General features: G+C 56.9%; 20 protein-coding genes and 1 tRNA gene. 15 read left to right on the top strand and 6 right to left on the bottom strand.

Annotated elements, in window-relative coordinates; all coding sequences use genetic code 11:
• Positions 1-168: 168 nt before the first annotated feature.
• Entirely contained in the window at positions 169-1,641 is a 1,473-nt protein-coding gene (locus Q1A07_RS05965; protein WP_299778675.1) for a hypothetical protein, read from the bottom strand.
• A 532-nt stretch (positions 1,642-2,173) separates the two neighbouring features.
• On the opposite strand from Q1A07_RS05965, the gene Q1A07_RS05960 reads away from it, so the two are divergent.
• On the top strand, positions 2,174-3,226 hold the full coding sequence (locus Q1A07_RS05960) for an alpha/beta fold hydrolase (protein ID WP_299778673.1): 1,053 nt from the start codon (positions 2,174-2,176) through the stop codon (positions 3,224-3,226).
• 319 nt (positions 3,227-3,545) lie between these two features.
• Here Q1A07_RS05960 and Q1A07_RS05955 read toward each other — a convergent pair.
• Positions 3,546-3,620: transfer RNA gene (locus Q1A07_RS05955), tRNA-Thr, on the bottom strand.
• Between the two features lie 232 nt (positions 3,621-3,852).
• Here Q1A07_RS05955 and Q1A07_RS05950 point away from each other — a divergent pair.
• From Q1A07_RS05950 to Q1A07_RS05915, 8 genes are all read left to right on the top strand, one after another.
• Positions 3,853-4,032, top strand: coding sequence for a hypothetical protein (locus Q1A07_RS05950; RefSeq protein ID WP_299778671.1), 180 nt, complete (start codon positions 3,853-3,855; stop codon positions 4,030-4,032).
• A 4-nt stretch (positions 4,033-4,036) separates the two neighbouring features.
• Positions 4,037-5,305, top strand: a complete 1,269-nt coding sequence (gene murA, locus Q1A07_RS05945) for a UDP-N-acetylglucosamine 1-carboxyvinyltransferase (protein WP_299778669.1) — start codon at positions 4,037-4,039, stop codon at positions 5,303-5,305.
• Positions 5,302-5,769: a DUF2948 family protein gene (locus tag Q1A07_RS05940; RefSeq protein WP_299778667.1), complete on the top strand. Its 468-nt coding sequence runs from the start codon at positions 5,302-5,304 to the stop codon at positions 5,767-5,769. The genes murA and Q1A07_RS05940 overlap by 4 nt, the downstream gene beginning before the upstream one ends.
• Positions 5,770-5,841: 72 nt before the next feature.
• Positions 5,842-7,143 (top strand): histidinol dehydrogenase, encoded by a 1,302-nt coding sequence (gene hisD / locus Q1A07_RS05935; RefSeq protein WP_299778665.1) that lies wholly within the window; start codon positions 5,842-5,844, stop codon positions 7,141-7,143.
• Between the two features lie 81 nt (positions 7,144-7,224).
• A complete protein-coding gene (locus Q1A07_RS05930) occupies positions 7,225-7,704 on the top strand; it encodes a UPF0262 family protein (protein WP_195819790.1) in 480 nt (159 codons plus the stop codon).
• Complete coding sequence (locus tag Q1A07_RS05925; RefSeq protein WP_195819791.1) at positions 7,705-8,166, top strand: low molecular weight phosphatase family protein; 462 nt, start codon at positions 7,705-7,707, stop codon at positions 8,164-8,166.
• Between the two features lie 9 nt (positions 8,167-8,175).
• Positions 8,176-8,568 (top strand): ketosteroid isomerase-related protein, encoded by a 393-nt coding sequence (locus tag Q1A07_RS05920; protein ID WP_299778661.1) that lies wholly within the window; start codon positions 8,176-8,178, stop codon positions 8,566-8,568.
• Positions 8,569-8,570: 2 nt separating this feature from the next.
• Complete coding sequence (locus tag Q1A07_RS05915) at positions 8,571-9,158, top strand: GNAT family N-acetyltransferase (RefSeq protein ID WP_299778659.1); 588 nt, start codon at positions 8,571-8,573, stop codon at positions 9,156-9,158.
• A 41-nt stretch (positions 9,159-9,199) separates the two neighbouring features.
• Here the strand turns inward: Q1A07_RS05915 and Q1A07_RS05910 are convergent, their stop codons facing one another.
• Both Q1A07_RS05910 and Q1A07_RS05905 read right to left on the bottom strand, forming a co-directional pair.
• Entirely contained in the window at positions 9,200-9,580 is a 381-nt protein-coding gene (locus Q1A07_RS05910) for a hypothetical protein (protein ID WP_299778657.1), read from the bottom strand.
• Between the two features lie 84 nt (positions 9,581-9,664).
• The gene (locus Q1A07_RS05905) at positions 9,665-10,762 is read right to left on the bottom strand and encodes a porin (protein ID WP_299778656.1); all 1,098 of its coding nucleotides are present in this window, start codon (positions 10,760-10,762) and stop codon (positions 9,665-9,667) included.
• 587 nt (positions 10,763-11,349) lie between these two features.
• Between Q1A07_RS05905 and Q1A07_RS05900 the strand changes: the two genes are divergently transcribed.
• From Q1A07_RS05900 to Q1A07_RS05875, 6 genes are all read left to right on the top strand, one after another.
• On the top strand, positions 11,350-11,646 hold the full coding sequence (locus Q1A07_RS05900) for a hypothetical protein (RefSeq protein WP_299778654.1): 297 nt from the start codon (positions 11,350-11,352) through the stop codon (positions 11,644-11,646).
• A 3-nt stretch (positions 11,647-11,649) separates the two neighbouring features.
• Positions 11,650-12,246 carry a helix-turn-helix transcriptional regulator gene (locus tag Q1A07_RS05895; RefSeq protein ID WP_299778652.1) on the top strand — a complete coding sequence of 199 codons (597 nt, stop codon included), beginning with the start codon at positions 11,650-11,652 and terminating at the stop codon, positions 12,244-12,246.
• Between the two features lie 298 nt (positions 12,247-12,544).
• Positions 12,545-14,344, top strand: coding sequence for a translation elongation factor 4 (gene lepA, locus Q1A07_RS05890; protein WP_299778650.1), 1,800 nt, complete (start codon positions 12,545-12,547; stop codon positions 14,342-14,344).
• A gap of 11 nt (positions 14,345-14,355) precedes the next feature.
• Positions 14,356-15,771, top strand: coding sequence for a hypothetical protein (locus tag Q1A07_RS05885; protein WP_299778648.1), 1,416 nt, complete (start codon positions 14,356-14,358; stop codon positions 15,769-15,771).
• Between the two features lie 961 nt (positions 15,772-16,732).
• Positions 16,733-17,056 carry a TraR/DksA C4-type zinc finger protein gene (locus tag Q1A07_RS05880; protein ID WP_299778646.1) on the top strand — a complete coding sequence of 108 codons (324 nt, stop codon included), beginning with the start codon at positions 16,733-16,735 and terminating at the stop codon, positions 17,054-17,056.
• An 11-nt stretch (positions 17,057-17,067) separates the two neighbouring features.
• Complete coding sequence (locus Q1A07_RS05875) at positions 17,068-17,247, top strand: CTP synthetase (RefSeq protein ID WP_299778644.1); 180 nt, start codon at positions 17,068-17,070, stop codon at positions 17,245-17,247.
• 6 nt (positions 17,248-17,253) lie between these two features.
• Here Q1A07_RS05875 and Q1A07_RS05870 read toward each other — a convergent pair whose 3' ends face one another.
• Both Q1A07_RS05870 and Q1A07_RS05865 read right to left on the bottom strand, forming a co-directional pair.
• Positions 17,254-17,370, bottom strand: coding sequence for an entericidin, EcnA/B family (locus Q1A07_RS05870; RefSeq protein ID WP_299778642.1), 117 nt, complete (start codon positions 17,368-17,370; stop codon positions 17,254-17,256).
• 118 nt (positions 17,371-17,488) lie between these two features.
• Positions 17,489-17,608 (bottom strand): entericidin A/B family lipoprotein, encoded by a 120-nt coding sequence (locus tag Q1A07_RS05865; RefSeq protein WP_299778640.1) that lies wholly within the window; start codon positions 17,606-17,608, stop codon positions 17,489-17,491.
• Positions 17,609-17,658 lie beyond the last annotated feature (50 nt).

Below are 17,658 nucleotides of genomic sequence, written 5' to 3'. Positions count from 1 at the left end.
AAATACATGATTTCAACACCCCACTCGGAAGTGGAGATCTTGGTGATTTCCCTTATGGCAACAGGTCGATTGCATTCCTCCAGTCTTTTCCCGCGAGGGGTGAGCCAAGAGCAAAACCGTCCGGTTCTGTCGGTGACGCTGAGGGGGGCTGCCACAAGGGCGCCGCTATTAATCAGTCCAACCACAAACGTTCTGCGCGAATGCATCTGCGTCTTCACGCATGTCAAATGGCGCAAGCGCATTGGCTGTTGTCAGAAATTCCGCCACCGATCCATACGGGCGGTCGCATGAAGTCTCACCGTCCAAATAGAGCTTCTCATCCAGGACATCCAACCAGAAGCCCCAGGCTTGGGGGTCCTGCGGTGCATCCTTGGCCCACAGCTTGGCGTCCGCCAAGGCGTCGTCGATGTTCTGATCCGTGGCGTGGTAGCGCAGCAGAAATGGATCATCAGGTGCAAGGCTTTTGGCGATCCTGAAATTCTCCGCCGCCTCATCCGGTGCGTCGGCCGCCAGCAATGCACGGCCCAATTCGCTCCACGCGTAGGGGTCGAGTTTGTCCACTTCCACGGCCATTTGATAAAAGGCAATGGCGTCGTCGTATTGTTCGAGGTCCTCCATGGTGCGGGCCTGCGCCGTCCGGATAAACCCGTAGTCAGGCGCGAGCGCCGCCGCTTGCTCAAAGAGATCCATCGCCTGCAGTTGCATCTCATCGTGCTCAAAAAAGTATCCTTTTTCCGAGAGGACCTGCCCTTTCAGCAAAAGAGACTGCGCTCTGACTGCCTTCCAGTCATCCTTTCTGCGTGACCAGAAGCCTTGCTGCTGTCGTGCCTCATCTCCAACGGCAATCGCCGCTTCGCTGTATGCCAGGGCCTGATCGTACTCCTGCCGGTCCAGCGCGGCAAATCCCAGGAGGGTTGCGGCTTCTTCAGCGGTCTCCCCCCGCTGCAGCAACAGCTCGGTGGAGATTTTGACGGCGTAGGCGCTCCAGTCGTCCGAAGTGTCGAAATAGTAAAACCGCGCCGCGACCAGAGGATCGATCTCCTCTTCCAGCAAGTGCAGGGCGGTGTCATGGAAATATTCCTCCATTGTCCGGCCATCTATGGCTCCGGCGGAGATGACACGCGTGCCGTCACCTGAAAAAATCCGAATTCTGAGAGACATGTCGTCATGGGCACAAGTGCTTTCCAGGCAGACAAACTCCCCGGCGATGCGCGTTTGCGGCAGGTTGAAAAGCGACCGCAATACCTTTGTTATGCGTTGCAGGGACAAGCCTGAACCCGGCTCAACCACGTCCAGCTGGCGTGATGCCGTCTGGATGCGTACGTTCTGCTTGCTGTCGCCGGTAAAGCTCCTGATCTCTTCGATGGCGTCCCAAAGCATGTTCGAGGCGACAAGTCCCGTGTACCCCTCTTGGCTCAGGGAGGTCGTAACTCCGATCTCTTCTAGAACAATCGGCGCGCGGGTCAGGTCTCGAATGGCGACAACCAGCATGGCGACGACCGCCAGAACGGCAACCGCGCTCAGCAGCCCGGATCTTAGAAACGCCAGATTTGTCAGAATGCGTTCTCTGCGCGAAGGTCCCTTGGCCGGATCGGAACTTTGATCCGCATTGGCAGCGATTTCTTCGTTTCCATCTGGCATATTCGCATCCTGAGGTGAGATTCCCGTCGCTGGAAGGCACCCAAATACTGGACGTCTCCATGGGCTTGGTGTCGCCGCTGGATTTGACCATAGACCACGTTAGTCGTGCGCGCCAAGTCTTGTGCCTCCAGACCTCGGGAGCGCTCCACCCGCCCCAAATGAAGTGTTGGGATCAGTGGCACGCCGAGCTTTGATCCAATGTTGCCTTTGCCGTCCGGTTGCGGCTTCTCGCTGTCATCGACCCACAAAGCTGCTGATCCGGTACCAAGGCCCGCTTGGCTCGAGTTGCCGGGGATATGCTTGCGATATCGACGTCGCCTGTCACGAAAAGCATCAGGTCTGTTGCGTTTCAACCAGAAGAAGCAAAAATTGCGGGATACCCTATACAAATTTTGTTCGCAGCAGGGCGTACGAAGCAGGCGTCCAATTTAGTGGACCATCGGCCATCGCTTGCGTCGGTGCTGATTGATCTCTATATGTTAAAAAGATTTACATGGAGGCTGGTGCAATGCTCAGGTCACTTCTCTGGCGTATGCTTTCGATCCTCATACTGTCGTCGAATCCCGGTCATCTCGTCGCTCAACCCAGCACATTTGACGGCGGGCGCGTCGTCGAACTAGAGGTGCCCGCGCCTGCGTTGAAGGGCAACCTTCTTGACACTCCCAGCATTCAGAGAGCGGCGATTTATCTCCCGCCTAGCTACGATCAGGAGCCGGATCGCAGCTTCCCGGTTTTGTATCTTCTTCACGGCATTTTCGATGAATATGATGTTTGGATCGAGCACTTCGAAGTTCCAAAAATACTCGACCGGCTAATTGAAAATGAAAACCTGCCTGAACTGATCGTCGTGATGCCAAATGCTGGCAACGTTTACGGAGGAGGGTACTACCGGAATTCGCCAGCAAGCGGAAACTGGGCGGATTACATCGCGGACGATCTCGTTGAGTTTGTCGATGCGCAGTTTCGTACTCTTAAACATGCCGAAAGCCGTGCCGTTGTTGGCCATTCTATGGGAGGCTATGGAGCCCTGAACCTGGCAATGAGCAAATCGGGCGTTTTCTCCGTGGTATGGGCGCTCAGCCCATGTTGCCTCGCTCCAATCGAAGACCTCGGTTTTGGTAACCAAGCATGGCGGCGCGCTTTCGCGGTCACGGAACCGGGCGACCTTAGAGACTTGGTGGATGGTCGGGATTTCTATACGCTCGCTATCCTGGGAATTGTGACTGCCTTCAGCCCCGATCGCAATGCGCCGCCGACCTACGGCAGCTTTCCTTTTGATATTGTGCGTGGAGAGGTTGTTCTTGATGACGCGGCTTTCGATCAGTTCAGGGACGCGTTCCCGGTGCGACAAGTGCGCGACGCTCGCGATTCACTCCGCGATCTTCGAGGCCTCGGCTTGGGCGTCGGCCTGGGCGACCAGTTTTCGCATATTCCAGCCGGTACGCTGGAGTTTTCGCAACTGCTCGGCAGCGAACGCATACCTCATCGATTGGATTTCTATGTCGGAGACCATCGCCAAGAGGTCGGCGAGCGCCTGGAGACTATTGTGTTCCCATGGGTGGTCGAGCGGTTGATTGCTAAGTAATACATCACCGTCAGAGGATTCCGCTATGTTTGTCAAATATCACGGTGGTGGCTAGCACTGACAGACCTGCAATTGTCTCTTTGGGCGTCCAACCGCAGGCTAGCCACGGCCCATGGCTTTGGCCCGAAGCAATGCCGTGATCGTGTGCACCATCAAGAGTACCTATTGAATTCGCGAATGCAGCGAACGGCAGGTTTGGCGGGCCGCACCGCAGCGACGAAATCCTTAGGTCAACGGCAGCTGTGCGCCGGTTGCTGCCTAAATTGCGATGGATAATCACCAAGCTTCAGTGTGAAAAAACTGCGGCATGGTCGCTTGATGGTGCTGCCGCGGAGATTTGAACTCCGGACCTCTCCCTTACCAAGGGAGTGCTCTACCCCTGAGCTACGGCAGCCTATCATTTTTCGAGCTTGCGAGCATATGCCCTACTAATGCCCTACTAGTTTTTCCTCCACGCCGCTAACTCAATGTTCGAGCACTCAATTTTGGAATGGACCCACCCATTACCAAGGGAGTGCTCTACCTCTGAGCTACAGCAGCGCCGATCGATGGGGTGATTAGACCCAAACCCTCAGCGGCGCAAGCCCAATCTGGACGCTTTGTGCCACCTGCGATAGACAGGCGCCATGGCACAGAAAGCAGACCCGAAAGAATCCGCCAAAGCGAATGAAGCGCGCGCAGATCGGCTCAAGGCAGCGCTGAAGGCGAACCTTGCCCGGCGAAAGGCACAAGCCCGCGCCCGTGCACAGGATCAAGGGGCAAAAACAGGCACTTCGGCTCTGGCCGGACCAAAAAAGGACGCATAAGCGCATGGACTCCATTCTTGTTAAAGGCGGCGGCCCGTTGAGCGGGCAAATCCCCATTGCAGGGGCAAAAAACGCTTGCCTCACCCTGATGCCCGCGACCCTACTGACCGAAGAGCCACTGACCCTAATCAATGCGCCGCGTCTCAGTGATATCCAAACGATGACGCAGCTCTTGCAATCTTTGGGGGCAGAGGTCACTTCCTTGCAGGGCGGGCAGGTGATCGCCCTCTCCAGCCACGACATCAACAACCACACCGCGCATTACGATATCGTGCGCAAGATGCGCGCCTCCATCCTGGTGTTGGGGCCTATGCTGGCGCGTATGGGCCATGCGGTCGTGTCGCTGCCCGGCGGCTGTGCCATCGGGGCGCGGCCGGTCGATCTGCACCTCAAGGCGCTTGAGGCGATGGGGGCGGAGCTTGAACTGAAAGACGGGTACGTGCACGCCAAGGCGGCCAAGGGCTTGAAAGGCGGTACAGTTGACTTCGAATTCGCCTCCGTTGGCGCCACCGAGAACGCGCTGATGGCGGCGACACTGGCCAAGGGTACAACCGTGATCAACAATGCCGCACGGGAGCCGGAAATCGTTGATCTGGCTCAGTGTTTGCGCGCGATGGGCGCGCGCATTGCGGGAGAAGGCACGTCCATCATCACCATCGAAGGGGTCGATCGGCTGGGCGGGGCGACACATACCGTGGTCACGGACCGGATCGAACTGGGTACCTACATGCTGGCTCCGGCAATCTGTGGCGGCGAAGTGGAGCTTTTGGGTGGCCGGCTCAACCTTGTCGAGGCGTTTTGCGAAAAACTCGACGCTGCCGGGATCGACGTGACCGAAACAAAAGGCGGCCTGTCCGTCAAGAGGCGCGGGGAGGGCATTTACGCCGTTGACGTTACGACAGAGCCTTTCCCCGGGTTTCCCACCGATCTGCAGGCGCAGATGATGGCACTCCTCTGCACGGCCAAGGGCACATCGGTTCTGGAAGAAAAGATATTTGAAAACCGGTTCATGCACGCACCGGAGTTGATGCGCATGGGTGCGGACATCGAGGTGCACGGCGGTACGGCAACTGTCACGGGCGTGGAAAAGCTCAAGGGCGCGCCTGTGATGGCGACCGATCTGCGCGCTTCGGTATCGCTCATTCTGGCGGGGCTGGCCGCTGAAGGTGAAACCCGGGTTGGCCGCGTCTACCACCTTGATCGGGGGTATGAGCATGTGGTGGCCAAGCTCTCCGGCGTGGGTGCAAACATCGAACGGATATCAGAAACATGACCGACGCGCGTTTTGAAGACGGCCGCGAAGCACCGCTCAATCTGGGCGCAATGGATGTGGATGACCTTTCGGTCATTTCCGCGCTGACCCAGGATGCGGTTTTCCCGGCGCAGGAAATGCGCTGGGACCGGCAGGCCAACCGGTTTGCGGTGCTTCTGAACCGCTTCCGCTGGGAAGAGGGACCCGCCAGAGAGACAGCGCCGGAACGGGTGCAATCCCTGCTGGTGTTCGAGACGGTCACAGGTGTGGCCAGCAACGGCATCGACCGCAAGGATGCCGAAACTGTTTTGTCGCTGTTGTCCGTTACGTTCTCTGAAACCGACGCGCCGGCGGGCCATGTCGAACTCACGCTCGCGGGCGATGGAGCCATTCGTCTCAGTGTCGAGGCGCTGGAGGTCACTTTGAAAGATGTGACGAAACCCTATATGGCCCCGTCAAAGAAGACGCCCGATCATCCGGCCTGACGGATTTCAACATCAGACAAACATTTGCCGAAAGCCAAACAGCTTTCGGCCTGACCCTCAAAGGTTCCTGCAATGCCCGTGTTCCTGAACGCTACCGACGCCGATTTCGAGGATGATTTTCAAAGGCTGTTGACCGCAAAGCGTGAAGACAGTCCGGACGTCGACGACACCGTGGCGAACATCATCGCGCAGGTCCGCGCTGACGGGGATACCGCAGTGATCGCCCTGACCGAGAAATTCGACCGGCTGACACTCACCGCTGATACCCTGCGTATCTCGCAGGCGGAGGTGACAGAGGCTGCGGCGAGTGTTCCGGCCGATCAGCGGGCAGCATTGACGCTCGCGGCAGAGCGAATCCGTGCCTATCACGAACGTCAGCGTCCCGAGAACGCGGAGTGGACGGATGAGTCCGGGGCGACCCTCGGATGGCGGTGGACCCCGGTTGCCGCTGCCGGGCTTTATGTGCCGGGAGGGCTGGCATCCTACCCATCGTCGGTCCTGATGAATGCGATCCCCGCCAAGGTTGCCGGTGTACCGCGTCTGGCCATGGTGGTGCCGACGCCTGATGGCGTGCTGAACCCGCTGGTGCTGGCGGCGGCAGAGCTTGCCGGTGTTGATGAGATTTACCGCATCGGCGGGGCGCAGGCCGTCGCGGCCCTGGCCTATGGGACCGAAACCATTGCGCCCGTGGATAAAATCACCGGGCCGGGCAATGCCTTTGTCGCCGCTGCCAAGCGCCGCGTCTTTGGTAAAGTCGGTATCGATATGATCGCCGGGCCTTCGGAGATTCTGGTGATCGCGGATGGTGACAATGATCCTGATTGGATCGCCCTTGATCTGCTCAGCCAGGCGGAACATGACGAAAGCGCGCAATCGATCCTGATCACCACCGATGCGTCTTTTGGTCAGGCCGTGGCGGCCGCAGTGGATGCGCGGCTGGAAACGCTGGAACGGCGTGCCATTGCAGGTGCCAGCTGGCGCGATTTCGGGGCGGTGATAACGGTGCCTGATCTGGAAACTGCGGCCTCCCTCAGCGACCGCATCGCGCCCGAGCATCTGGAGCTTTGCGTGGCGGACCCGGAGGCATTGAGTGCCCGGATCACCCATGCGGGCGCCATTTTTCTTGGTCAGTGGACACCGGAGGCAATCGGCGACTACGTGGGTGGTCCGAACCATGTGCTGCCGACCGCCCGATCCGCCCGGTTTTCCTCCGGTCTCTCGGTGCTGGATTTCATGAAGCGCACGACGCTTGCCCGCATGACGCCCGGCGCCCTGCGCAGCATCGGTCCCGCAGCGGAAACGCTTGCGCAGACGGAAAGCCTTGAAGCGCACGGGTTATCGGTGACGGCGCGGTTGCAGAAGCTGAATGACTGACGTCGCCTCTTGCGTGTTGCCCTTGGCGGCGAACCTGCGCTAAGCATCTCCAGTTGTTTGTTCGTGTAAAGAATCCGTATCATGTCCCGCATTTCACACATCGTCCTTGATGATGCCGGGTTGCCCCCGGCCACCCCCGAGATCGAACAGGAGCGTCGCGTGGCGATGTTCGATCTGTTGGAAGACAACAGCTTTGTGCTGCCGCAGCGCGACGGGCGCGCGGTGCCCGACGGGCCGTATCACGTGGGGCTTGCCATTCGGGAAAAGCGGCTGGTCTTTGATGTGAATACCGAAGGGGCCGAAAAGGCGGCGGAATTTCATCTGTCGCTCGGACCCTTTCGGCAGGTCGTCAAAGACTACTTCCAGATTTGTGAAAGCTATTTCGAGGCGGTGAAGAAACTGCCGCCGAGCCAGATTGAAACCATCGACATGGCCCGGCGCGGCATCCACAATGAAGGCAGTCGGGTGCTGCAGGAACGTCTGGAGGGCAAGGTCGAGGTGGACAGCGACACCGCCCGCCGTCTCTTTACGCTGATCTGCGTGCTGCATTTCGGAGGCTGAATGGACGACGAGTTGCCAGGGTCGGTTCTGTTTTGTTGCGACCACAATGCTGTGCGCTCTCCTATGGCCGAAGGGATCATGAAAAAGCTCTATGGCACGGGCACCTACGTGCAGTCCGCCGGGGTGACCAATGATATGGAGATAGACGGGTTTTCCATCGCGGTCTGCCAGGAGTTGGATGTCGAACTGTCCCGCCACCGCAGCCGCAGTTTCGACGAGATGGAAAACTGGGGCGATGATCTGGGGTCCTTTGATCTTGTCATCGCCCTTAGCCCCGCCTCGCAACGTCGGGCATTGGATTTGACGCGGTTTTACCACCTCAAGGTCGAATATTGGCCGATCCTCGATCCTACAGGTCTGGGGGAAGGGCGCGAGGCGAAACTCGCCAGCTACCGGCAGGCGCGTGATCAGATCATGGAACGCCTGATCAACCGGTTCGGCCCCCCAACGGAAATCATTTGAGGCGCTGCCATGTCTAATGTCATTAAGATCTACTTCGACGCTTTCAACGCCAAGGATATCCAGGCCATGCTGGCCTGCCTGTCAGACGATGTGGCGCACCATGTGAATGAAGGGGATGTGCGCATCGGCAAGACGGCATTTGCGGATTTCTGCGCGCATATGAGCCGCTGCTACGACGAGACACTGGTGAACATGGTGATTTTCGACGCGCCCGATCACGGGCGGGCGGCTGCAGAATATGTGGTCAACGGTCGGTATCTCCAGACCGATGCGGGGTTGCCCGAGGCGCACGGTCAGCGCTACACGCTGCCTGCCGGATCGTTCTTTGATGTCTCGGACGGGCTGATCACGCGGATCACGACGCGCTACAATCTGAATGACTGGATCAAGCAGGTTTCCTGATCGTGGCGCTGGAGTTCCATGTTCTGACCGGTGACGCTCTGACCGACGCCCTGGATGATGTGGCGCGGCTGCGGATCGAGGTCTTCCGGGATTGGCCATACCTCTATGAGGGCGATCTGGCGTATGAGCGCCGCTATCTGGCACCCTATGCAGAGAGCGATCAGGCGCTGATTGTCGGTGCTTTCGCCGAGGGCCGTCTTGTCGGGGCATCAACCGGCGCGCCGTTGAGCGAGCATGCTGCGGATTTTGCAGCGGCCTTTGAAGAGACTGGCATCGATTTGGCACAGGTCTTTTACTGTGCCGAAAGCGTCTTGTTACCAGACTGGCGTGGCCACGGGGCAGGGCATCGTTTCTTTAATTTGCGCGAAGCGCATGCGCGGCGGCTGGGATTTCGAAAGATTTGTTTTTGTGCCGTGATCAGAGATACCAATCATCCCCATTGTCCCGCCGACTACCGCCCTCTCGACAGGTTCTGGCGGCGGCGCGGCTATGAACCTTTGCCCGGCGTAATCGCCTCTTTTTCATGGAAGGATGTTGGTGCGTCGGAAGAGATAGCCAAATCTCTGCAGTTCTGGATGAGAGACCTGTGATCCGTCTCAAGTTGGCCTGAAGCCCAACCTACCTGCCGGTATCAGACCCGCCCACAGAGTTTCTCTGCCGTTTCTGCAAACTGCTTCCATGCCTCCCAAAACCGTTCATTGGCGGGCGCATCCGATTGCCGCACATCCTGCAGGCGGCCGGGTTCGCTGAAAAACAACGTGCTGCGTTTCTGCTGTGATTGGCTCAGCGTGTTGTTGGCGGCGGCCTGGATGCAGCTACAGCGTGCCGGGGTGGCGCGCGGGCGCTGGTGCGCAAGACAGGCGGTACTGATTGGACCTGCGGCAAACTGCGGCGCGTCGTCCGAAACAGGCAGTGTCGGCGGTCTGACGTTGGCCTGTTGTCGGGGCGCATCCCGCCCGCCACAGGCGGAAACGGCAAGCAAAAGACAAAAGAAAACCGAAAGACGCGCCATAAACAGATATCTCAATCCAGATTTATCTGTTTATGGCGTATTCTCCGGAGCACTTCAATTGTGCGCCCGCGGTCATTCGCGGTGTCAGAACCGCCAGCGGGCCCCCACGAAGGTCACGTCCTGATCCAGCAGGTTGGCGCCGGTGCCGTCGAAGTCAAACGTCCGGTAGCTGGCGTAGAGTTCCGTGTTCCAGGCATCAACTTTCTGTACCACGGCGATGCCGACAGATTCGGAGTCCGACCCCGTTACGCCGAAGTCCTCGCCCGAGTAGTAATCAACCGAAAAGCGGGTTTCTCCGAGGGCAAACCAGTCGCGCTTGATCCCGCCCTTGATGTAGACATAGCTGTCATCACCTTCCTGCTGGCGCCCGGTCGCGACGGCGAGGTTCAGGCCGGTGGCATTGTGCAGCACGGCAACGGACCCCAGCAGCAGTTCCTCATCGGAATCGCGGATCGAGAGACCGACCCGCGCGGCCACCTGATAGGCACCATAGTCCTGATCATACTTCAGGCCGATGTCGTAGAACTCATCGTCGTTTCCGCTTGTCAGAACCTCTTCACCCGCACTGACCGCCAGCGAAAAGCCCATGTAGGTCGGCGTGTCATAGCGGATGCGGAAACGCCGCCCGCCGTCGAAGGCGTTGAAAGCGTCGCCCACGTCAAACCCCGATGCGCCGCCGCCGGCAAGCTGGAACACCTGGCTGCCCGCTTGATCCTGAAGGCTGGAATAGGCGATCACCGAGGTGCCCGAGAAGTCGGCCTCTGCCGTGCCATCCGTCGCAATGCTGCCTTGCCCGAACGACAGGGTGCCCCATGTGGGCGACCGGTAGATCGCCTCGAACTTGCGCAACTCCGTCCGGCGGTAGTTGAGCTCCAACCCGTTGTCGTCCCCATTGATGCTGGACGACCCGGTGAAGCCCAGAGCGGTCTCGAAATGCAGGCGGAACTCGCCGCCATTGCTCAGCCCCTGCTTGTAGATCAGCCCGATGCGGCTGTTGGAGTTGTCGTTATCCGTGAGCGCGGTTTCGCTATCGGCACCGTTGTCCACGTTGATGATGCCGAGGTTGATGTGACCGTAGAAATCAACCTCCGGTCCGGTCTGCTGGGCGGTGGCAACTGCAGGCAGGCCAAGGGCGAGGAGCCCGGCGGCAGGGAGGATGCGGGAACGGGGAATACATGTCATGGGAATGCCTTTCGGGAAGCGGCGCCGAAGCAGCGTCTGCTTACACTTTACGCGTGTATCGCGACATGTAAAACTCACGAACGGGGGAGAGAGGTGCGCAGGTGCACAGGGGGACGTGCGGAATTGTGGACCATTCGGTCTCTAAGTTGAGCGCCGCGCGCTGCGTCTCAGGACCGCGCGCGACGTGCGATGTGGTTCCGGACTGGCATAGGCGTCCGAACCGGAGGGTAGCGGCGCCTTGGACACTGTCCAGATTTTCTTTAGCCGCCCACGGGCGGAGCCCAGGGGAAGCAAGAACTACACGATATGCTTTTAGTATGGCAGCGCGCTCGAACCGAGGGGTGGACGCGAAGCGCCCGCGTCACGCCGCAGGCGTGCCTTGGGCACGACGGGGGCGGTTCGGGCGCTGCCCAATCGCAGATTGGGCATCCTTCATATCATTGGATTTTGCGCAACAAAGTCTTAAGGCCTTTACACTACATATCGCGCCTAGTTCTTGTAGACATACATGAAAAATTGATCCATAGTCAACTTTATTGGGGCAGTTGTCTGCAAAGTTGAAATCGCTCGCGCAAGGAAAGCGAAATATGGAACGCACGAAATATAAAGATGAGCAGCTATGGTTGCACGAGTATTTTGACTACATCGGCATCCTCGACGTCGACTTAGATGCTCAAATACAAATGACCCATTCCGGAACTTCACTGCCAGAAGTTTTGGATGTTCTTAGAAACGGGACCGTTGTATGCGCAGAACGCGACTACAATGGTTGCGAGTTCACGGTAAAAGGGAGGAACTGTGATGGAAAAGATATTATCGTTAGGGGGGTTTTCCATGCGGACATGTCAATGGTTCGCGTAGTGGCTATCGAAAAAACTAGGTGACATATGGGAAATCAAAGTGGACATAAATGTAGCGAAATGCATGTCAGAGAGTGCGTAGGCTTTGATGCATCGCATTTACTGGGTGCCCCGTTTCCTGTTACTTTGTACGGAGGCGTGGGCGAAAAGTACTGTGGCAAATGCGGTGCGGTGAAGGGGCATATCATAAAAGACCCCATGGAGCTGATAGCTATGGTCGCAGTGCTTAGAGCTTGCGATGACATGAAGCTGAACGGCTCTGAGGTCAAGTTTCTGCGAAAAAGTATGAGCTATAAAGCGAAAGACTTGGCGCACAAGCTGGACCTAGACCCAGCGCACCTATCGAGGATCGAAAATGATAAAAAACCTATGTCGCTGGTCTACGAAAAACTCTTGAGGGCAGCTGTGTGCCTCAAGTTTATCGAGACAGCTAAGTTCATAGGTGTTGATGTAAGCCATGTGCTTTCGATGAACATTACGAGCGCGAAGTGCGTTTCCAAAATTTTCGATCTGCATCTTTGTTTGGTTGAAAAAGATAATGTTCTGCGGCTTAAGAGCCACGGCGCCGCCGATGGTGATTTGGTGAGGTCTTGGGAAGGTGGCGACCCGAAACTGGCGATTTAATAAGATGCTGGTGTTCTGCTGTCAGTGAAACATCGTTCTGAGCGCTGCAAAAAAGTTAATGGACGGCTTTAGCCGTCCATTTGCTGCGCCGGGGTATCTGCCGCACAGTAGGAAGTGAGAGCTTTGCCAAACTGACCCATGTTGTTTTGCCCAACCTTTACTTGTCTAGTGAAATGCGGTTTCAAATAGACCCTTCGCATCAATTCTTTGCAGTCACGCCGTCACGGGTTTTTGACTGCGAAATGCGGCCTATTCAACCCACCTTGACCGCCCCGCAAAACCCCTACATATCCTCAGCATGACACCGCTTTCACATATCCGCAATTTCTCCATCGTGGCGCACATCGATCATGGGAAATCCACGCTGGCCGACAGGCTCATCCAGTCCACCAACACCGTGGCCGACCGGGACATGAAAGAGCAGATGCTCGACAGCATGGACATCGAGCGCGAACGCGGCATCACCATCAAGGCGCAGACCGTGCGGATCAATTACACCGCCGCGAATGGCGAGGATTATGTGCTCAACTTGATTGACACGCCGGGCCACGTCGATTTCGCCTATGAGGTGAGCCGTTCCATGCGCGCGGTCGAGGGCTCGTTGCTGGTTGTGGACAGCACGCAGGGTGTCGAGGCGCAGACGCTGGCCAATGTCTACCACGCCATCGACGCCGATCATGAGATCGTGCCCGTCCTGAACAAGATCGACCTGCCTGCGTCCGATTGTGACCGGGTGGCAGAGCAGATCGAGGATGTGATCGGGATTGATGCGAGCGGGGCCATTCAGGTCTCGGCCAAAACCGGGCAGGGCATCATGGAGACGCTGGAGAGCATTGTGCAGAACCTGCCCGCGCCAAAGGGGACGCGCGATGCGCCGCTCAAGGCCATGCTGGTGGACAGCTGGTACGACAGCTACCTCGGCGTCATCGTCCTGGTGCGGATCATGGACGGCGTGCTGAAGAAGGGCGAGCGCATCCGGATGCTGTCGAACAATTCGACGCATCACGTGGACCGCATTGGCGTGTTCCGGCCTGAGATGACGGTGATTGATGAACTAGGGCCGGGGGAGATCGGATTCCTGACGGCCTCGATCAAGCAAGTGCGCGACACGCGCGTGGGCGACACGATCACGCACGAGAAGAAGGGCACCGAGGAGGCACTGCCGGGGTTCCAGCCGTCGCAGCCGGTGGTGTTCTGTGGGCTCTTCCCGGTGGATTCAGCCGAGTTCGAGGAGTTGCGCGACAGTATCGAGAAGCTGGCGCTGAATGACGCGTCGTTTTCTTACGAGATGGAGACGAGCGCCGCACTGGGCTTTGGCTTCCGCTGCGGGTTTCTGGGGCTCTTGCATCTGGAGGTCATCCGCGACCGGATCGAGCGCGAGTATGACATCGAGCTGATCACCACGGCGCCCTCGGTCATCTACCACATCCACATGAAGGACGGGGAGATGATGGAGCTGCACAACCCCGCCGACATGCCGGACCTGACGCTGGTGGATCATCTGCAGGAGCCGCGCATCAAGGCGACGATCCTGGTGCCGGATGACTATCTGGGCGACGTGCTGAAGCTGTGCCAGGACCGCCGGGGCATCCAGCTGGACCTGACCTATGCGGGCTCGCGGGCGATGGTGGTCTATGACCTGCCGCTGAACGAGGTGGTGTTCGATTTCTACGACCGGCTGAAGTCGGTCACCAAGGGCTATGCGTCGTTTGATTATGCGATGATCGGCTACCGGCAGGACCAGCTGGTGAAGATGTCCATTCTGGTGAACGACGAGCCGGTGGATGCGCTGTCAACGATGGTGCACCGCGATCGGGCAGAGCAGCGGGGCCGTGCGATGGTCGAAAAGCTGAAAGATCTGATCCCGCGGCACATGTTCAAGATCCCGATCCAGGCGGCCATCGGCGGCAAGGTGATCGCGCGCGAGACACTGTCGGCGATGCGCAAGGACGTGACGGCCAAGTGCTATGGCGGGGATGCCACGCGCAAACGCAAGCTGCTGGACAAGCAGAAGGCAGGGAAAAAGAAGATGCGCCAGTTCGGGAAAGTTGATATACCTCAAGAAGCGTTCATTTCGGCGCTCAAAATGGATGGCTAGCTTATTGGTCTATGATTGACATAAAGCAATTTATTGATTTTCTTCAGGTATTATCTGGTTTCGTCGTAGTGGGAGGCGTTCTTGATGCCGTCACGAAAAGCTACCGCAAAAATACTGAAGCCGATGCCGCCTCACCAAGTATCAGGTACTTCCTTGCCGTCTACTATAACGCCGTTTACAAAAGCTTCTTCACCGAGAATCCATTCTCGAAAAGATATATACTACTATCCTCTTTTTGCGCAACAATTCTATTAGTATTTTGGATTTGGATAATAGGTTTTGTTTTTAACAGCGTAAGATATGACTTGCTAGTCCCTCATCCGTTACTTGGCTTTGTTATGTATGCTGGATATTTGGGGATGGCCTGGTTGTCACTTTGTCAGACTGGCATTTTTACATTCGAAGCTCTAAGCGCAAAGCTGGGGATTAGTCGATGGATCTTTATTGCATCTGACATACTCGTGTCTACCAACCTTTTTCTTTATCTTTACGCGCTCGTTCTGACATTATCTTTTTCAATTTTTGGACTATTTATCCTTAATCCGCAGTCGAAAGATGTTGAGAACTCAACGAGGATCGTAGTTTCAAAGAAGTACTTCGACTTTTCAAGTTCTGACGTGACTTGCCATGAGGTCAATGGCTATTTTCGCTACTGGGTTGTTTTCGAGAGGCGACTTGACGGAGTGCTGGTCGAAGAGCAATTCCCAAGAGCTTCAGTCTTGTTACATTCATGCAACCCAGCGATAGTGCCGTCGGATCTCGTCGTTAAGCCATTTGAAGAGGTTCAAACTGTTTCGCATGCTTTGCTTGGAGAAGGCCCGCTTGCAATCGATGATTTGACGGCCGATGGGCTAGAAAATGCGCTTTTGGTTCATCCGGAAGTCCGCTACTTTAGCGAAGTCCTTTGGAAGCCACAAAACTATTTTTTACGATCAGGTGCTTATCAAGCTGCGTTCTCTGAGATAGATACAATAGAGGATGAACTATTTGACCTCGATGAGGCGATTGCTAAATCTGCAGAGCAGGTTTTTGGTATATCAACGGGATATCAACCCTATAGTGGCGATAAGTGGTGTACGCTAAACAATGGCGGAATATTCTGGGAATCAGAAATTCAGGGATTTAGATCTGCGACCTGTTATGACGATACAGTAGTGGTGCAAGGTCGCACTTATGGAAATAATCAGTACTTCCACACTACTGCTCACTCTATGATCCCAATGTTCGTCTGGGTTTCACCGATTTTCATGGGAGTTATTACACCTAGTTTGATTTTCTATTTCGTTGTTGCAGCCAGTTTTTTTCTTGAGTTTTTCCGCTCTTTTATTACGAAGAGTAAGCTTTTGCGATCAATCTATACCACTGTTCCTTTTAGCGCGTCGGCCGTGTTGCTGTCCATGTTCTTTTGGTTCTTTGTTTTAGCCTAACGAATACTAGGTGGAGCTCACACTAGTCGCTTGTCTCGACCGTGTTGCCTGGGCGGGATGAAACCTCATCCTAGCGACCGGCGTCCCGCATACTTTAAATAAATCGAACTTGGATGACTGGGCCTCCCCAGTTGCCCCGCCCAATCACTGCGAATGACCTCTGCTCTGTCGGCTGAGCCAAAGCAGTACTCGGGTCAGTTGCTCTTGCCGCCATTCCTGCCCGCAAGTACGCTTGGGCTATAACACCTTCGGCAAACCTCTCCGCACCTTGCCTAAGAAACAGCGGACAGAAAAACACCTTCCCTCTGGAAACCTGCCAAAACAAAGGAAAATTCGGGCTTATCCCCAGGTTACCCACAGTTGAAACCGAAGTAAATTCAATAGGTTATCCACAAGAAATTTCCACAATACGTCATTTTTCTGTTGCGCGACTCACCCCGGAAGACGCAATCTGTAATCACCGCAGCGGAGTTCACTGAACGAAACTGAGGTCGCAAAGGCCCCTCGGGGTGGTGGCGAGACGGGATAGGCCTTCGGGTCAGGTTCGCATCGCAAACCCCACGAGGAAGCAGGTCGGGTCGCGTGGAGGCGAAAGCCTCGTGGCGAAAGGGCAGCGGAGGTCGGGCGCGGAGAGGTCGGGGAGGCTCGCAAGGGTTGCGTCGGCAAGGATGTGTCAGGCAGGGATGATGCGGGGGAGGATCGGTCTTCGGACGGGTCGTCTCGGCGGAGAGTGGTAACGCTCTCAACGCAAGCTGGGCCTGCTGTCGCCCTCTGGGGGGATATAGAGGTTCAAGAAGGCGTCAGGATGTGCTTCGGCACGGAACGGACCTCGGTTCGATCCCCTGACGCCTTTCGCTATTGCGGCACGGCTTTTCCCGCGTTTCCTCCAAGAATTGACCCATATCAAGGCATCCGGGCGGTGCCCGTGCGATCACCCTGTCCGAATGGAAGGAGTGATGCGATGGATGATGCGCAAGCCAAGCAGACCCTGCTGGCCCGCCGGGCGGAGTTGGTCGGGCATCTGACGGAGGTAGAGCAGCAGCTTGACGAGACGCCGACGAAGGATCTGGAGGATTTTTCGACGGAAAGGCAGGGCGATGAGGTGCTCGAAGCGCTTGGACAGGCGGAGTTGAACGAGTTGCGCCGTATCGATGCCGCACTGGCACGCGTCGCAGCGGGGTCTTACGGCATCTGCCTGGAGTGCAGCGACGATATCTCTGATGCGCGTCTCGCCATCCTCCCCGATACACCGCTGTGCAAGACCTGCGCAGCCAAGGCAGCCTAGGAGGGTTTCCCATGCTACGTTTGACCGCAATTCTTTACTGTTTCGTCGCCGCGACCATGGCTGGCATCGGGGTGATCACCGTGCTGAGCATGGGGTATACGGCTGTGATGCCCATCCTGATCGCTGCTGGAACGGGCGCGGTGCTGGCGCTGCCCGTCTCCTGGATGATCGCGGCGCGTATCTCCGCCTGACCCGGATCAGATGGCGTCGTCGAGCGCCTGACCCGCGTTGGTCACGTCGCGGCCTATGCCTTTGGTGGTTTCACAGGCCGTCAAGGCGAGAATGGCGGCAAGAGCAAAGGCGAGTCTGATCATAGTAACGGTCCTTCATCTGGATGTTGTCCCGTTTAGATATACCGATTTGCGCGACCAGTTCACGCAAAAAAAGAGGTGGCACAAGGCCACCTCGGAATTCTTGTCTGATTGGCTTGGCTTAGGTCGCCGCATCCTGAATTGCCTCACCGGCGTCTTCTACGTCGCGGCCTACGCCCTTTGTGGTCTCGCAAGCGGCGAGGGCTGTCAAAACCGTGATTGCAGCAATAATTCTTAGCATGGTGTATCCTTCCTTTGTTCTGGGAAAGAACGCGCCATTCCGTTAGATGG

Origin of the sequence: uncultured Roseobacter sp., assembly GCF_947492555.1 — a bacterium.
Lineage (GTDB): Bacteria > Pseudomonadota > Alphaproteobacteria > Rhodobacterales > Rhodobacteraceae > Roseobacter.
The sequence above is the reverse complement of the archived record's forward strand: the minus strand, read 5'-3'. Positions and strand labels throughout refer to the sequence as shown.

What these genes read in the sequence shown, in the direction of transcription:
- Q1A07_RS05965 (WP_299778675.1), bottom strand. Translation starts at nt 1,641, where the DNA reads ATGCCAGATGGAAACGAAGAAATCGCTGCCAATGCGGATCAAAGTTCC.
- Q1A07_RS05960 (WP_299778673.1), top strand. Translation starts at nt 2,174, where the DNA reads ATGCTTTCGATCCTCATACTGTCGTCGAATCCCGGTCATCTCGTCGCT.
- Q1A07_RS05950 (WP_299778671.1), top strand. Translation starts at nt 3,853, where the DNA reads ATGGCACAGAAAGCAGACCCGAAAGAATCCGCCAAAGCGAATGAAGCG.
- murA (WP_299778669.1), top strand. Translation starts at nt 4,037, where the DNA reads ATGGACTCCATTCTTGTTAAAGGCGGCGGCCCGTTGAGCGGGCAAATC.
- Q1A07_RS05940 (WP_299778667.1), top strand. Translation starts at nt 5,302, where the DNA reads ATGACCGACGCGCGTTTTGAAGACGGCCGCGAAGCACCGCTCAATCTG.
- hisD (WP_299778665.1), top strand. Translation starts at nt 5,842, where the DNA reads ATGCCCGTGTTCCTGAACGCTACCGACGCCGATTTCGAGGATGATTTT.
- Q1A07_RS05930 (WP_195819790.1), top strand. Translation starts at nt 7,225, where the DNA reads ATGTCCCGCATTTCACACATCGTCCTTGATGATGCCGGGTTGCCCCCG.
- Q1A07_RS05925 (WP_195819791.1), top strand. Translation starts at nt 7,705, where the DNA reads ATGGACGACGAGTTGCCAGGGTCGGTTCTGTTTTGTTGCGACCACAAT.
- Q1A07_RS05920 (WP_299778661.1), top strand. Translation starts at nt 8,176, where the DNA reads ATGTCTAATGTCATTAAGATCTACTTCGACGCTTTCAACGCCAAGGAT.
- Q1A07_RS05910 (WP_299778657.1), bottom strand. Translation starts at nt 9,580, where the DNA reads ATGGCGCGTCTTTCGGTTTTCTTTTGTCTTTTGCTTGCCGTTTCCGCC.
- Q1A07_RS05905 (WP_299778656.1), bottom strand. Translation starts at nt 10,762, where the DNA reads ATGACATGTATTCCCCGTTCCCGCATCCTCCCTGCCGCCGGGCTCCTC.
- Q1A07_RS05900 (WP_299778654.1), top strand. Translation starts at nt 11,350, where the DNA reads ATGGAACGCACGAAATATAAAGATGAGCAGCTATGGTTGCACGAGTAT.
- Q1A07_RS05895 (WP_299778652.1), top strand. Translation starts at nt 11,650, where the DNA reads ATGGGAAATCAAAGTGGACATAAATGTAGCGAAATGCATGTCAGAGAG.
- lepA (WP_299778650.1), top strand. Translation starts at nt 12,545, where the DNA reads ATGACACCGCTTTCACATATCCGCAATTTCTCCATCGTGGCGCACATC.
- Q1A07_RS05885 (WP_299778648.1), top strand. Translation starts at nt 14,356, where the DNA reads ATGATTGACATAAAGCAATTTATTGATTTTCTTCAGGTATTATCTGGT.
- Q1A07_RS05880 (WP_299778646.1), top strand. Translation starts at nt 16,733, where the DNA reads ATGGATGATGCGCAAGCCAAGCAGACCCTGCTGGCCCGCCGGGCGGAG.
- Q1A07_RS05875 (WP_299778644.1), top strand. Translation starts at nt 17,068, where the DNA reads ATGCTACGTTTGACCGCAATTCTTTACTGTTTCGTCGCCGCGACCATG.
- Q1A07_RS05870 (WP_299778642.1), bottom strand. Translation starts at nt 17,370, where the DNA reads ATGATCAGACTCGCCTTTGCTCTTGCCGCCATTCTCGCCTTGACGGCC.
- Q1A07_RS05865 (WP_299778640.1), bottom strand. Translation starts at nt 17,608, where the DNA reads ATGCTAAGAATTATTGCTGCAATCACGGTTTTGACAGCCCTCGCCGCT.